Source organism: Marinobacter sp. UBA3607 (assembly GCF_002375525.1).
GTDB lineage: Bacteria > Pseudomonadota > Gammaproteobacteria > Pseudomonadales > Oleiphilaceae > Marinobacter > Marinobacter vinifirmus.
The window spans coordinates 1-14,349 of record NZ_DFLY01000032.1 but is presented as its reverse complement, the minus strand read 5'-3'; the positions used below and the strand labels follow the sequence as shown (position 1 = coordinate 14,349).

Below are 14,349 nucleotides of genomic sequence, written 5' to 3'. Positions count from 1 at the left end.
CACCGTCATTTCAGCCTCCCTCCGGCCTCGGGAAGGAGCCGGTTACGGGCTTTGCGCATCACATCTTCCAGCTTCAGCTTGAAGCGGTCCCGCTGCAGCGACACCTGCACCAGCTGCTTATGAAGCGATCCCAACTGAGTTTTATAGCGCTCGTCGCCTCCCATAAAGTCGTAATAATGGAATCCGTGGTGGCGGTAGTCTTCAATGCACAGGCTGTGGCCCAACAAACCGGGCTTGTAGCGGTTGTCGGGCTCGGTCTTCATGCCGCCCAGATAGAAATACACCTTCTGGTCGTAGAGCAGGTTGTAGAAGGAGGCGATCATGTCATCTCCAGCCTTAACCGAAACCAGATCGACACCGCCGCTGGCCCATTGATCCTGAATCAGGCTGCGGTGGAAGCGAACAAAATCCGGGTTTGCGTAGCCGCTCTGGTCCGGGCCTGCACCCCAGCGGTTCAGGTGTAACGGCCCGATGCTGTCAAAGATAGCCACGGCTTCTTCGGCGGAATCGGGCCGCACCAGCTCCACAGCGCCCCACGCTTCATAAAGCCGGTGAGATCGGTTGATCTGGTAACGAGTGTTTCGCGTCAGGGTATCCAGGTAATGCTGACCACTGCGGCGCAGGGCATCCAGGTCTACCCCGTAACAGGGGGCTTCCCATCGCAGATGGGCGAACAGACCGGTAAGCTCTGCGTAGTGGCGGGCCTCTTCGGCATCTATAGCGCCTACAATGAATTCATCCCACTGGGGCATATCGTTACAGAGGTGCTGCAGGCACGCGGCCGCAACTGACGCTTCCATGCCCTGCTCCGCCAGGAACCCGTTATACTCAATCCAGATCTGGTCTTGTTGCCGGTGCCCGGTCTGGTGCAGTCGCAGGCAGTTGGAACGGAGCACACCATGGCGCCGCTCTTCCGTCTGCACCACAATGCCAAGGCCCACTACCCGATCGCCTTGGGTTACTTCGAGAACCTGCGCCTGAGGTTCATAAACCGCCAGCCAATGCCCCAGCCATTGCCAGGACAAAAACACGGTTGGCGAAGCCCGGCCTTCCAGGTCGCGCCAAAGCGCTTCCAGCCGCTCAAGGTCAGCAACCGGGTAGCGAACAACCTGCAACCGTTCAGAGTTCATACAACGCATCCTGCTCCATGGCGCGTTCAGTGCTTCGGGCTCGGATGTTTCACCAGGTACGGCCCCATCACCAGATAATCCAGCGCCCCCTGCAAGAAGGCCCTGACGGCATCTTCCGGGCTACTGACAATCGGCTCTTCGTGCATGTTAAAGCTGGTATTAATCAGGCTCGGAATGCCACTGAGCTTTTCGTACTCTTTCAGGATGTCGTAGTAACCCGGGTTAACTTCACGACGGATCAGTTGCGGCCTGGCCGTGCCGTCTACATGCACTGCTGCCGGACAGTTTTCCCGCATAAACTCGGTGCAGTCGAAAGTGATGGTCATGAATTCAGCCGCGTGTTCTGCACCTTTGATGTTGTGATAACAGCGCTCCCTGGCCTCGTACAAGGTCACCGGCGCAAAGGGCATAAACTCGGTGCGGCCCAGGCGTTTGTTCAGCCACTGGTTCACTTCCGGCTCCCGGGCGTGATACATGATGGAGCGGTTGCCCAGCGCCCTCGGGCCGTATTCCATGCGGCCATCAAAGCGGGCCACCACCTGTCCGCTGTGGATCAGCGCAGCCACTTCTGCCGCCAGGTGTTCTGGCCGGGAGAAGCTCAGGCCCTCGGCCTGCAATGCCTTTTCAAGCTGTGCCTCCGGGAAGTCCGGGCCAAAATAGGCGCTGGAAATTGAAGGCTTAATACCGCCAGGCCAGCTGTGATAAAGCGCAGCACCGGTGCCGCAGCCGCCATCACCCATATTCGGGTACACGAAGATGTGATTGACCCCTTCAATCTCAAACAACCGCTGGTTCAGCTTGACGTTTGCAGTCACACCACCAGACAACACCAACGTGTCGATACCGGTTTTCTGAACCCAGTGGCGAACGTAGTTGCAGGCCACTTGCTCAAGCACATACTGGTAGGCCGCCGCCACGTCGATCTTCGGGAACCGGCTCGCCAGATAACGGGAGAAATACACGTTATTGGCCTCGTAGATGCGGAAGTCCCCGGGCGTTTGCTCAATCCGGCCCAGAAGGATGTCCCCCAGAATGGACGGATCACCGTATGACGCCAGCCCCACGATCTTGCCTTCATGGCGGCTCGGCTTGAAGCCGAGGCTTGAGGTGACATGCTCGTACAGTGTGCCGAGGGAATTCGGGAACGGCAGGCCATGGAGGCGTTTGATCTTGCCGTTACTGGCCTCGCTGACGGAACCGGCCAATCCTGAGCCGTAGCCATCCAGGGTCACGCACAGGGCACGGTCAAACCCGCTGCACAGAAAACTGTTGGCGGCATGGGAAAGGTGGTGATCCATGCGTTTGACTGGTTTGGTCCAGCCATTTTCGGCCAGTCCATTATTAAGATCCTGCTCCCAGCGTTTGAAGCTCTCGGTTGCAGCCTCACCCCACTGGCGCGATGCCTTGAACGCGGCGTTGTTGGAAGCCAGTTTCTGGGCCCCCGCCATGCTGTAAAACGAGCTGTGTAAAAAGCTCTTTTCCATGATGGCATTGGGGTGTTCCAGGCCATGAATGGGCTGATTGCGATCCGGCACCTTCTCCAGCGCTTCCTTCACCTGCCTGCTCAGGTCCCCGGGCTGAAAGCCTTTGATAAAGGTTTTCTCGTCTTCCAGGTTCTTGTGGAAGAGCTTCTGTTCGTTTTCCCAGGTGAGAAATGGATAGCACACCAGGTCAAAATCCTGCATTTGCAGGCCGGTGTAATCCAGTGCCGCCTCCAGAGCCAGCTGGGGAAAGCCGTCCTGCTGCTTGGTGCGGGAAAAACGTTCTTCCCCTGCAGCGAACAGAATTTCGCCATCTTCAACAATGGCAACGGTTGAATCCTTGTCCAGGGGGGAAATCCCGAGAACTTTCATACCATGCTCTCCATAAGGGTACGCAGACGAGTTGGCGTGGTCGCCTTGCCGCCCAGATCATTAAAGAAAAAATCGAAATACTGCCGGAAGCTCGCCAGGAACTGCTCCAGCTGCTGTTCATCCTGAACGTAGGTGGTGTTGCCGGGCACGACACTCGGGCTGTGAAAACTCCAGGTGAAGGTTCGCACCCCTTGCCGGTAGAGGGCTTTCGTCAGTTTCACGTGCTCGTCCGGCGTAAAGCCTTCAGGTGACAGCATCAGGCGGTCGACCGCACCGGCCCGAGAAAGAATGCCCGGCGCCTTGAAGCGGATCATTCGGGTTGCCAGCTCATACAGCGGCACGGCGGCGGGTCTGGCCCAGCCGATAAAACCACCGGTACAGGGAATTTCCAGCAGCGGTTGTCCTGCCGGCCCGAACCAGAAAGGCCGCGCATCAAAGCGGCGATAGTCCGGGCCGCCATCTGCCCGGGAATCCAGCGGCGGGCATACGGAAAGATCGATACTGAATCCCAGATCCCGAAGAATCTGCCCGGTGTTGGGGCCGAAACCGTATCGCCCCGCCTTGTAGGCTACGGGCGCTACGCCCAGGTTCTGGCGAATGGTTTCCTTCAGAACCGTCAGCTTTTCCCGTTCCAGGGGTTCCGGCAGGTTACCCGGGTAGGTATTCGGGCGCGTAAGTTCCTCTGTCTGGGGCGGGTTCACCCAGGGGTGCAGATGGGCGCCAATCTCACACAGGCCCTGCTCCGCATAGTCCCGCAGTTTCCGATAACCCTGAACCTTGCTGGCGATGGGATAATCGATCACGTAGCAGGGCTGAATGCCGTAGTCGTTGAAAATATCCTGCACCCGGTCGATACAGTCCATGGCAGTGACCCGGTCTTCGAATGCATCCGGCTCGGCCTTCCAGTCGAACTCTTCCTCGGTATCGATCACCACCAGCAATTGCGGCGGCGTTTCCTTTGCAAGTTCGATGTAGCGTTTGTTGTCGAACATGATTCCCTTCTGTCCGTGGTGGTTCAACGTGTTGACGTCAGGCTGAAATCTTTGGCGATAAACAGTCGGACGGCATACTGTTCCTGGTCAGCATTTTCCGCTTTGCGCCGGACCCAGCTTTGTCGCAGCTGCAACCCCATGCGCACGTCTTCCGCCAGCCGGCGGCTAACGCCAAGAATCAACTGATGCCTCTGCTCGTCAATACGCCCGGTTTCAATTCCGGAATCCGCCTGCCAGCTGTAGGAGGCCGTCAGCTGGTGCAGGTTTGTAATATCCACGCCCAGATTCAGGGCCGCGCCGTAGTTGTAGGTGGTTGCGCCCGAAAGCTCGGATTCCAGCTGCTCGACCTGGGCGGTGGCCCCCAAGCTGCACACATCACACAGCTTGCTGGTGTTATGGGAAACCAAAACCGCATCACTCACCACCAGTTCCCGGAGCTCTATGGTGTCTGGCAGAAAGGCAAACTGAGGCGGAAGGTTCAAGGACAGATCCGTTGTACTGTCTGATAACCGCCGGTTGTACTCCACAGAGGTGCTGGTTTCCGGGCCTGCCCAGGTTCGGGTCAGGAAACCAGTCATGGCGTCACTTTCCTGGGTAGACTGCCCCGGGTAGTCGGCTTCAGACCAGCTCTTACCCGCGCCGAAGCTGAAAAAACCGTTCTCAAGGTACAGGCTGTAATTCAGCTCTGCGTTGTCGATGGTGGTATCAACACCCGCATCATCAGCCCAACTACGACGGGCACTCAGGCCCGCCGTAGATCGCTCGGTCAACCGGCGCGAGAAATCGGCGCTGACCGTCTGGGACTCGGAATCATTGAGGTCGCCACTGCCGTAGCTTTTTCCCGCTTGGCCAGCCAGTCTCAGGGAAGACACTTCGCCGGGCTGGAAAGTAAGCCCGGCACCACTGGTCAGGGTATTACGGGTATCGTAGTCGCCGGCGTTCAGCAGGAAACCGGTGTTGTTACGAACAGACTGGATGCTGTGGCCAAGATTGAAATCCAGGGGGTTCGCAGTCGTTGCGTAGTCGTAGCGGGCCGCACCGTTTACCGAGCTGGAATCGGTCTGGTCTCCGGACGGCAGATCTCTGCTGGTAGACAGGCTGCCACCGTAATTCAACGATAAATGATTGGCGCCACTTCTGAGAGCGCCCCCCACCTGGCCGGACACACCTGCCCCGGGCTTGGTGTTGTTGCGTCGGCCATCGGCGGTATCCATTCGGGTATGCACGGCTTCGCCAAAGGCCGAGGCCGAACCGGACACACTCTCTACCGTGTCCGACAATGACTGGGCCACAACCGGGGCACTGAGAACCACCGCTGCGCATGAAAGCGGGGCAACTAACCATCTGAACCTTTCTTCCCTGAACTTCATGGCTTCACTCCTGGAAAACCAGACCGGCGAATTTCTGCGGATCAACCGCATCCACGCATTCCGCTGCTGTTTCAGCTGTCACATCGCCAAAAGGCACGCCAAACACGATTTGGTCGGCAAACCGCTCCAGAATGCGGGCCTCGGTACTGCGCCGGATAGGCGGCGTGTTAAGGATAATGCAGCGGTCCGGGTAACGGTATTTGAGCTCTTGCATCAGGTCACGCATACGCGCCGCTGCGAACAGCTCCACCGCATGGGACACCCGTGTACCGGCCGGTACTACGGTTAACCGGTCTACACCGCTGGGGTACAGAATGGACTTGATATCCACCTTTGCATCCGCGACATAATCCGTCACACCACTGCCCATTTTCGATGAGACCAACGCCGGCAGCGCATTGTCGTGAGGATCGCAGTCTACCAACAGAGCCGAGGTGTGGGCGTCCATGGCAAACGCTGCCGCCAGGTTGTAGGCGGTCAGCACCGAGCCGGAATCATTGCCAAGGCTGCTGTACATCACAGTAAAGCCCTTGTCGCCAGCCCGGTTTCTGAGCTGGATACGCAGCTCCCGGTAAGCATCCATCACCCGCTTGTCGGGCATACCCGGATAGATGATTTTCTTTTCCCGGAGCTGCTGCTGGGTCCAGGGTTTGGGATTGGCAATCATCCCCAGCGACAAGGCAGGGTCGTAAACCGTTGGGCGGTGGTCTGCTGCGTCGGTAACAATGGGGCCCAGGTCCGGAATCCGGCGCTGGGTACCGGCAAACGGCCTCTCCTTCCGGAATTGCTCTTCGGAACGGGCCTCCCCGGGTTGAGCCTTGTGCTGGCGCCGCTCTTCCTGGCTTTTCAACAGCGCTTTGTAGAGTTTGTTGTCGTCCATCAAGCGCCCCCACTGCCAAGCAACTCGCTGACTTTACGCACCAGCTGTTCCGGCGTTACGCCCATTACACTGAACAGAAGAAACGCAAGGTAGCCGGCCATAAAGATCCCCAGAATAAACAGCAGACCAATCACGTCTTTGCGAAGCAAACGGTCTTTCCATGAACTGCTGTAGTGTGGAATGGTAGCCAGCACCGGTATCGCAGGCGGCAGCGCCAACTGGAGTGTCCGGGGCGAGCGTACCCGCTGATCGAACATCACCAGCATCACCAGCAAGCCAAGTACCGTTGCACTGCCCAGGAATGGCCCGGCGATCCCAACCTGGTAGAGTTGCAGGCCATCCCAGGACACCGGATAGGATGCGGGCTCCTGGATCTTGTAGCTGACCCCCTCTCCCTGTACGTCCAGGGTCATGGTCAACCTTGCCTTCTCACGGCGCTGCAACATATCTTCATAGACTTCCCGGGTAACGTCGTAATCCCGGGTCAGTTCACTCAGTTCGGCCTGGTTCGCCGCAACCCTTTCACCACGCTGGAAGGCTTCATCCAGCAGGGCCTGCAAAGATGTCAGCCGGTTTTTCTGCCCCGCCAGCCGTGTAGTGCTTTCAGCCAGCTGCAACTTCAGGCTTTCGTAAACCGGGTTTTCCATTACTTCGGTCAGGGCACCCTCCCGTTCCTGGGCGGGCTGGGTGGCTATCTGGCGCTGAAGGTCTTCAATCTGGCCAAGGACCGAGACTACATCCGGGTGCTTCTCGTGATATTGCAGCAACAGGCTGTCCCGCTCCTGCCGCAACGCTGCCAGCCGGCGCTCGGCTGAGGATTGACCGGCATTGAGCGTAATGCGTCGTACCGGCTGCTCTTCGGCCAGCTGGGCACGAGTCAGTTCCACCTGGGATTCGGTCTGTTCAATCTCCAGTTTCAGGGTTTCGATATCACCGCGCAGGCGCTCGATCCGAGCCGTGACATTGCCCTCGGTTCCATCCTGGTTACGAACCCGGAACTCCTTCAGCCGCTGCTCGGCTTCTTCGAGCTGGCGCTGGTAGGCCTTCACCTGTGAATCAATAAACTCGAACGCGCCCTGGCTTTCTGAACGCTTCTTGCGCGCCGTGCGTTCAAGGAAACGGTTCAGTACTGCACTCAGCACCTGGAACGACTGGTCCGGCTCCCCGCTGCTGTAGGTCAGCTCCAGAAAACTCCGGTTGGTTACCCTGAGATTCACCTGCTTGCGCAACGTTGCAATCGCGGCATTGCGCTGCTGGTCCGGCTCCATGCCGGTGATCAGGCCGGTGTCTGCCGCCACCTGTTCCAGGAAAGTCCGGCTCTGGATCAGCTCCCGGGCCTCGTTGATACGGTCCAGTTGCGATACTTCCGCCTGGCCCCGCAAAAGCGGCTGCAGCACGCTGCTCTGGTCGGCATAGAGCACGGCATGGGAGGTATAGGTTTTAGGTGTCACAAAGGCCACGGCCAACACGCCGGCCGTCACCAGCATAAAGATCACCGCCGCCATAACCCGCTTGCGGTACAGCTCCAGCTTTACCGCACGCAGCGTATCAAGAAGGAGCTGGAGATCCATCAGAGTTCACCGCGGAACAGCTGCTTTCTGGGAACGCTGATCACATCCCCTGGCTGCAGGGCGTGATTGGCACTCATATCGCCATCTTTCAGCATGGCGCCCAGGTCCAGGCTGTAGCTCTGGTACTGGCCGTCAATCATGCGGGTCAGCGTTGCCCGGCCATCGGCGGCGAAGTCTGTCAGCCCACCCGCCAGCAGAACCAGGTCAAGCACGGTCATGCCCGGCTGGAACGCCACCGACTGGGGCGACATCACTTGCCCGGTAATACGAATGCGGTTGCGGAATTCCTTGCTCACCGGATTGGTCACCATCACGGTCACTTCCGGTGTACGGATGTAGTCTGCCAGGCCCAGGGTAATTTCTGAGGCCAGCTCTTCCGGCCGCTTGCCCTCGGCCTTTACGTCTCCCATGAGAGGCAACGAGATATAGCCATCGGGGCGCACCGTAATGGACTGCCCGAGCTCAGGGTTACGCCACACATGCACGGTTACGGTATCGCCAACGCCGATTTCGTATGCTTCCGGCTCCAGCTCCGAAGCTGGTGGCATGGTTTCCGAGGGTGGCAAAGCCGAGCAGGCGGCCAGCATCACCGCAAACAGGGCCAGCACTCCGTTTCTGATTACAACCAAGGCATTCATGTAGAACCTCCCGTTCCTTTTTTTATTGCGGCTGTGTCAGCGCACACCTTTTCCAAGCAGTACTACTTCTGCCGTCTGGATCATAATCAGGAAATCCATCAGCAGGCTGCGGTTTTTCGAGTAATACAGGTCGTATTCCAGCTTCCCCCTGGCATCCTCTACCGAGGCCCCATAAGGATATTTAAGTTGAGCCCACCCCATCAGGCCAGGCCGAACATAGTGACGGGTGTCGTAATACGGGATCTTTTCCCGCAACTCCGAGACAAACTCGGGGCGCTCGGGCCGCGGGCCGACAATGCTCATATCGCCGCGAATCACGTTGTAAATCTGTGGCAGTTCATCAAGCCGGGTGTTGCGGATGAATGCGCCAACCCGGGTAACCCGGCTGTCGTTGGCGGAAGCCCACTGGGCCTTACCATCTTTTTCGGCGTCCTGGCGCATACTGCGGAACTTGAAAATGCGGAACTCCCGGCCCAGCAGGCCGACCCGGGTCTGGCTGTAGATAACGGGGCGACCGGTTTCCAGCAGGATCGCGATGGCGGTAAATACCATGAACGGCAGGGTGATAATCAGCAGGAATAAACCAAGGGTGAGATCCACAATCCGCTTGGTCCATTGCTGGCGCCGTGACGCCTGAAAACCCTCGGAGAAAACAATCCAGGACGGGTGCACCAGGTCCAGCTTGACCTTTTTCAGCTCCCGCTCGTAAAAATCGATCCCGTTGGTGACCGCAATACCCCGCAACTTGCATTCCATCAGCTCCGGAACCGGTAACCAGCCGCCTTCAGCTTTCCGACGTTCTTGCTGCAGCACGACAATCTCCGAGATACGGTTTTGCCGGCAATACTGGTAGATATCTGCGGGCGCGGTAATCAAGCGGTCAGCCGAAACCACGGGCGAGTCGGAATCCGAGACGCACCCAAGGATACGAACGCCCAGCGCCCGCATGTTGCGGTCGTATTCCGCCAGCATCCGGGCTGCGTAGCCTCCGGAACCAAAGATAACAACACGGCGCACCAGCTTTTCAGAATCCACCAGCGCCGAGAAGCTGCGGCGAAGCATGATCACGGCAAAGGAACACAAGAGGATGGCCCAGAACAGATTGGTGCTGCCCGGGTCGAGGTCCGGAAGGAAGGCATAGACAAGCATCAGGCCGATGCCGCCAAGGAAGCAGTAGGCAACGAGGGTGCGGAAATACAGCTGGGCGACGGTTTCCTGGACAATACCGGTGTAGCCACCCATGGCCAGGGTGCCCAGGCTCAGAATGCCGGCAAACAGTACTGACGAGTACACATCCTCAGGCGCAGCCTGACCTCCCGCGAACGGGTAGGCTACCGCCAGCACCACGAATATGCCAAGCAGAACTGCAAATTCAAGCACCGCCAATACCAGGTACGGTATGTGGAGGTAATGTTTTCGGAAACGTATATAGGACACGTTAAACTTCCTTGTCGGCTGCCGGAAACTGCCAACGACAACGCAACCTGTTTACAGCATCGCCATCGCGAAACTGTTCCCTTTTTGTACAATTTTCATTCTGCGCCTGGCTCCTGCCAAGCTCAAGCCGATTGTATCTTTTTGTAACATCTTTTTACATTGTTTTAACTTTTGTCTTTAATATTTATCAGGGATTGATTGTTTTCAAGCCAGCTGTAGGTGAAAATCGGTGCAAGCCATACAGGGAAGGAACTCCTATGCCAGACCGGATGCCGTCTGACCAGCCGCTACACGCCATGAGCATAGATGTGGAAGATTATTTCCACGTCGCAGCGCTATCCGGTGTAATAAAACCGGAACAGTGGCCAACCTTGCCTTCACGTGTGGAACAGAACACCCGCAAGCTTCTTGATCTGTTTGAACGGCACCAGGTCAAGGCAACTTTCTTTGTGCTGGGCTGGGTGGCGGAACACTACCCGGAACTGGTTCGGGAGATTGATCGCGCAGGCCATGAGATTGCCTCCCACGGCTATAGTCACCAGCTGATTTACCGGCAATCTCCGGAAACCTTCCGGCAGGAAACCCGGCGTTCCAAAGCCCTTCTTGAAGACCTTACCGGCAAAGCGGTGCACGGCTACCGGGCCGCCAGCTATTCCATCACCAAGGATTCGCTGTGGGCCCTCGACATCCTTGCTGAATACGGTTTTCGCTGGGACTCCAGCATCTTTCCGGTCAGGCACGACAACTACGGTATCCCCGGCTCACCCCGGGCGCCTTACACCATCCGTACGGAAAACGGGGCCTTGTTACAGGAATTTCCTCTAACCACAGCTCGGGTACTCGGCTTACCGGTTCCGGCAGCGGGTGGCGGCTATTTCCGCCAGTTCCCATACCCGCTGTTCCGCTATCTGTTCAACAACGCCTCCGGCAACGGCCATCGCCCCCAGATGTTCTATCTCCACCCCTGGGAGGTCGACCCGGAGCAACCCAGGTTTAATAACGCCAGCTGGTTCTCCCGGTTCCGCCACTACACCAATCTGGACAAGTGCGAGCAGCGGCTGGAGCAACTGCTGCAGGATTTCCGCTTCAGCACCGTCAGCGAGAGCTTCCGCGCCTACAGCCCGGAGCGGCAAACCCTCAGCACCCGGCAGATTCTCGGCATAGCCTGAGTATTCCACAGGAATTGACTATGTACCTGGACTTCTTCGGACTACATCGACACCCCTTCCGCATCACCCCGGAAGACGATTTTATCTACATGAGCCAGCAGCATTCGCGGGCCTACGTGTACATGTCTTCTGCCATCTGGAGTTCGGAAGGTTTTGTGGTGATCAGTGGAGAGATTGGCTCGGGCAAGACCACTCTGCTGAAGAAAACCATCCGGAACCTGGAAGGCAACCTCAAGCTGCTGAACATTTCCTACACCAACCTGGAATCCAGGGACCTGTTTGCGCTGATCCTGCGCAAGGCCGGGCTGGAAGTGAAAGACGACACCAAGGTGGCCATGCTGTTCCAGATTACCGAATACCTGGAAACCATGGCGCGGGAAGGCACTCCGGTGGTGCTGACCATCGACGAAGCCCAGAACCTGACCCGGGAGAACCTGGAAGATATCCGCATGCTCACCGGCATGGAGAGCATGGGCGGGCCGTCCATGCGGGTCATCCTGCTCGGCCAGCCGGAACTGAGACAGGCCATAACATCGATTCCGCAATTGGCCCAGCGGGTAAAACTGTTTTTCCACCTCGAGGGACTCACTCCGGCAGAAACCGCCGAGTATATTGATTACCGGCTACTGGTTTCCGGCCATGGCGGCAACAAACTGTTCGATGAAGAAACCGTGCGGGAGATTCACAAGATCAGCGGCGGCATTCCCAGGCTGATCAACAAACTGTGCGACGGCATGCTGATGTGCGCCTACTCCGAAGACCGGCCGTTTATTGACCCGCACGACCTGAACTCTATTCGTACCGAGATACTGGGCGAAGAGCCGGTGCGCAAGAAACCCCGCTCCGGGTACCGCCCACAAACAACCCCCGCCTACCCCACCCCGCCACCTGCGACCACCGGCCCGGAGGTTGCACCATCAAACTCTGAGCGTAGTCTGGACCGCATCGCCAACGCGCTGGAAAAAATCGAGGCCCAATTAACCAGGTTATTCCCTGACGGGCACACAGATGACAGCTTCAAAAAATCCCTGGACAACCTGACCAGCCTAATCCGAAAGAAATAGCCACCCCCTGAGGCGCTCGCTCCCTTGCCAGTCCCGCCCGCAACTGTCCGCTTTCTTTACAACTTACAAGCAGTATTCGCGGGTATACGAGGCTATCGCTGCCTCAGGAGCCTGATTAAATTCGGAAAATTTCCCCTTGGTACGGGCGATGCTGGAAATGTGTGGGCGTCCAGTTATTCGTGGACCAAGGAGTAGAAACAAGGCTTTTGCCAGTGAGGGAACATTATGAACAGGAAAATTCTGATGGCAGGCATGGCTGCCGCAGCATTAACAACAGGGGCCGCATCAGCAGCTACGATTGACATCAACAACGTGCTCGGCACCTGGACAGCAACCAACCCAGGGTCACCTCCTATTAATATCGTTGGATCGGGTGAAGAAATTCGTTGGGGGTCAGGTTCTAGTGGTCCAAGCGGTTATCGCTTTGACTCTGTCACCCCTCCCCCTGTCTTGGGCATTGCTGAGGAGGTGGCTTTTGACCTGGGTACGTTTACCCATTTCAACAACCCGATTTCTGCAAATTCCGCATCGCTGCTTTCAGCAACACTTAAGGTGGTGACGGACTTGGAGATAGACAGCAACCCGTATTCGATAACCTCTTACTTCGATTTTCTGCATGATGAAACACCGAACGGGGCGAACCCTTGTGCAGACGGTGGGCCAAATGGCGTTGGCGTGAATGTCAACGGCTGTGCAGACCAGGTCACCTTTAGCCTGAATGTGGGAGCCTCCGACAGCATTTCGATCGGAGGAGTCGACTACTTCATAGACATCCTTGGCTTCTTCTACAATGGAGGATTGGCAGAGGAGTTCTGGACCGTGGAAGACGCAACCAACGTGGCAACCCTCAGGGGCGTGTTCACCTCCGACGTTGCGGACGTCCCGGAACCCGGCACTCTGGCTTTGCTGGGTCTGGGCCTCGCGGGCCTCGGCCTGAGAAGGAAGTTCCGCCAGGCCGCCTGACACGTTCGGTGTAGGCAAATCCAGTACCGCCCCGGGGCTCCGGGGCGGTACTGCGTTGCTCAGAAGGTATCGCCGGGCACCCTCACCCAACCTTCCATGATAACCCGCGCACTGCGGCTCATGATGGCCTTGGTGGCAGTCCATTCGCCGTTCACTTCTTTCGCTTCAGCACCCACGCCCAGAGTTCCGGACGGGTGGCCGAACGTCACTTCGGTACGGTCACCGCCGCCGGCCGCCAGGTTCACCAGTGTTCCGGGAATCGCGGAAGCCGTTGCAATAGCGACGGCTGCGGTGCCCATCATGGCGTGGTGCAGCTTGCCCATAGACAAGGCGCGGACCAGCACGTCGATATCCGCCGCATTGATCGGCTTGCCGCTGGACGACACGTAATCCGCCGGCCTGGCCACAAACGCCACCTTCGGAGTGTGTTGACGGTTAGCCGCCTCGGCAACATCCTTGATCAAGCCCATTTTCACTGCGCCATGGGCACGGATGGTCTCGAACATGGCCAGCGCTTTCGGGTCGCTGTTGATGTCGTTCTGCAGCTCCGTGCCTTTATAACCGATGTCTTCCGCATTCAGGAAGATGGTCGGTATTCCGGCGTTGATCATGGTCGCTTTCAGGGTTCCGATACCCGGCACGTCCAGGTCATCCACCAGGTTGCCGGTGGGGAACATGGAACCTTCACCATCGGCCGGATCCATGAATTCGATCTTCACTTCCGCGGCCGGGAAGGTCACGCCATCCAGTTCGAAATCACCGGTTTCCTGCACTTCACCATTGGTGATGGGTACATGGGCCACGATGGTTTTCTTGATGTTGGCCTGCCAGATCCGGACCACGCAGGTGCCGTTTTCCGGGATGCGGTCTTTAGAGACAAAGCCACCGTTGATAGCAAAGGCACCGACGGCTGCGGTCAGGTTGCCGCAGTTACCGCTCCAGTCCACAAACGGCTTGTCGATCGCCACCTGACCGAACAGGTAGTCCACATCGTGGTCCGGCTGCGTCGGTGCGGCCAGAATCACCGTTTTACTGGTACTGGAGGTGGCGTTACCCAGGCCGTCGATCTGCTTTTCGTAGGGATCGGGACTGCCGATCACCCGAAGCAGCAGCTTGTCGCGGGCTTCGCCGGGCACCTGGCACGCTTCCGGCAGGTCTTGTAGCCGGAAAAACGCGCCTTTACTGGTACCGCCACGCATGTAGGTGGCTGGAACCTTGATCTGTGGAGGAAAACTCATGGTATCGCCTCTTGTAGAAAAAGACTTTTTGGCCACGGAATCCA

12 protein-coding genes are annotated in these 14,349 nt (G+C 57.8%); 3 read left to right on the top strand and 9 right to left on the bottom strand.

Annotated features, from left to right (window positions below):
* Positions 1–5: 5 nt before the first annotated feature.
* The 8 genes from B2589_RS11730 to B2589_RS11695 are packed head-to-tail and all read right to left on the bottom strand — an operon-like array spanning position 6 to position 9,871.
* Entirely contained in the window at positions 6–1,130 is a 1,125-nt protein-coding gene (locus tag B2589_RS11730) for a GNAT family N-acetyltransferase (RefSeq protein WP_286816687.1), read from the bottom strand.
* Between the two features lie 26 nt (positions 1,131–1,156).
* A complete protein-coding gene (locus B2589_RS11725; protein ID WP_286816686.1) occupies positions 1,157–2,983 on the bottom strand; it encodes a carbamoyltransferase family protein in 1,827 nt (608 codons plus the stop codon).
* On the bottom strand, positions 2,980–3,975 hold the full coding sequence (locus B2589_RS11720) for a polysaccharide deacetylase family protein (RefSeq protein ID WP_094624116.1): 996 nt from the start codon (positions 3,973–3,975) through the stop codon (positions 2,980–2,982). The genes B2589_RS11725 and B2589_RS11720 overlap by 4 nt, the downstream gene beginning before the upstream one ends.
* Positions 3,976–3,998: 23 nt before the next feature.
* A complete protein-coding gene (locus tag B2589_RS11715) occupies positions 3,999–5,345 on the bottom strand; it encodes a hypothetical protein (protein WP_286816685.1) in 1,347 nt (448 codons plus the stop codon).
* A gap of 4 nt (positions 5,346–5,349) precedes the next feature.
* Positions 5,350–6,225: a polysaccharide biosynthesis protein gene (locus B2589_RS11710; protein ID WP_286816684.1), complete on the bottom strand. Its 876-nt coding sequence runs from the start codon at positions 6,223–6,225 to the stop codon at positions 5,350–5,352.
* A complete protein-coding gene (locus B2589_RS11705) occupies positions 6,225–7,796 on the bottom strand; it encodes an XrtA system polysaccharide chain length determinant (RefSeq protein ID WP_058340771.1) in 1,572 nt (523 codons plus the stop codon). Before B2589_RS11705 ends, B2589_RS11710 begins: the two co-directional genes overlap by 1 nt.
* Positions 7,796–8,434: an XrtA/PEP-CTERM system exopolysaccharide export protein gene (locus B2589_RS11700; RefSeq protein WP_244177298.1), complete on the bottom strand. Its 639-nt coding sequence runs from the start codon at positions 8,432–8,434 to the stop codon at positions 7,796–7,798. Before B2589_RS11700 ends, B2589_RS11705 begins: the two co-directional genes overlap by 1 nt.
* 36 nt (positions 8,435–8,470) lie before the next feature.
* Positions 8,471–9,871: a TIGR03013 family XrtA/PEP-CTERM system glycosyltransferase gene (locus tag B2589_RS11695; protein WP_286816683.1), complete on the bottom strand. Its 1,401-nt coding sequence runs from the start codon at positions 9,869–9,871 to the stop codon at positions 8,471–8,473.
* A gap of 257 nt (positions 9,872–10,128) precedes the next feature.
* Between B2589_RS11695 and B2589_RS11690 the strand changes: the two genes are divergently transcribed.
* The 3 genes from B2589_RS11690 to B2589_RS11680 all read left to right on the top strand — a co-directional run bounded on the left by B2589_RS11690 (position 10,129) and on the right by B2589_RS11680 (position 13,067).
* On the top strand, positions 10,129–11,040 hold the full coding sequence (locus tag B2589_RS11690) for an XrtA system polysaccharide deacetylase (RefSeq protein WP_286816682.1): 912 nt from the start codon (positions 10,129–10,131) through the stop codon (positions 11,038–11,040).
* Between the two features lie 20 nt (positions 11,041–11,060).
* Positions 11,061–12,104 (top strand): ExeA family protein, encoded by a 1,044-nt coding sequence (locus B2589_RS11685; RefSeq protein WP_286816681.1) that lies wholly within the window; start codon positions 11,061–11,063, stop codon positions 12,102–12,104.
* A 225-nt stretch (positions 12,105–12,329) separates the two neighbouring features.
* Positions 12,330–13,067, top strand: coding sequence for a THxN family PEP-CTERM protein (locus tag B2589_RS11680; protein ID WP_286816680.1), 738 nt, complete (start codon positions 12,330–12,332; stop codon positions 13,065–13,067).
* A 59-nt stretch (positions 13,068–13,126) separates the two neighbouring features.
* Here the strand turns inward: B2589_RS11680 and prpF are convergent, their stop codons facing one another.
* On the bottom strand, positions 13,127–14,305 hold the full coding sequence (prpF, locus tag B2589_RS11675) for a 2-methylaconitate cis-trans isomerase PrpF (protein ID WP_286816679.1): 1,179 nt from the start codon (positions 14,303–14,305) through the stop codon (positions 13,127–13,129).
* Between the last annotated feature and the right edge of the window lie 44 nt (positions 14,306–14,349).

Excerpts from the sequence above, each read along its gene's own strand:
- B2589_RS11685 (WP_286816681.1), top strand. The coding sequence starts at position 11,061 with ATGTACCTGGACTTCTTCGGACTACATCGACACCCCTTCCGCATCACC.
- B2589_RS11690 (WP_286816682.1), top strand. The coding sequence starts at position 10,129 with ATGCCAGACCGGATGCCGTCTGACCAGCCGCTACACGCCATGAGCATA.
- B2589_RS11730 (WP_286816687.1), bottom strand. The coding sequence starts at position 1,130 with ATGAACTCTGAACGGTTGCAGGTTGTTCGCTACCCGGTTGCTGACCTT.
- B2589_RS11725 (WP_286816686.1), bottom strand. The coding sequence starts at position 2,983 with ATGAAAGTTCTCGGGATTTCCCCCCTGGACAAGGATTCAACCGTTGCC.
- B2589_RS11710 (WP_286816684.1), bottom strand. The coding sequence starts at position 6,225 with ATGGACGACAACAAACTCTACAAAGCGCTGTTGAAAAGCCAGGAAGAG.
- prpF (WP_286816679.1), bottom strand. The coding sequence starts at position 14,305 with ATGAGTTTTCCTCCACAGATCAAGGTTCCAGCCACCTACATGCGTGGC.
- B2589_RS11700 (WP_244177298.1), bottom strand. The coding sequence starts at position 8,434 with ATGAATGCCTTGGTTGTAATCAGAAACGGAGTGCTGGCCCTGTTTGCG.
- B2589_RS11680 (WP_286816680.1), top strand. The coding sequence starts at position 12,330 with ATGAACAGGAAAATTCTGATGGCAGGCATGGCTGCCGCAGCATTAACA.
- B2589_RS11715 (WP_286816685.1), bottom strand. The coding sequence starts at position 5,345 with ATGAAGTTCAGGGAAGAAAGGTTCAGATGGTTAGTTGCCCCGCTTTCA.
- B2589_RS11720 (WP_094624116.1), bottom strand. The coding sequence starts at position 3,975 with ATGTTCGACAACAAACGCTACATCGAACTTGCAAAGGAAACGCCGCCG.
- B2589_RS11705 (WP_058340771.1), bottom strand. The coding sequence starts at position 7,796 with ATGGATCTCCAGCTCCTTCTTGATACGCTGCGTGCGGTAAAGCTGGAG.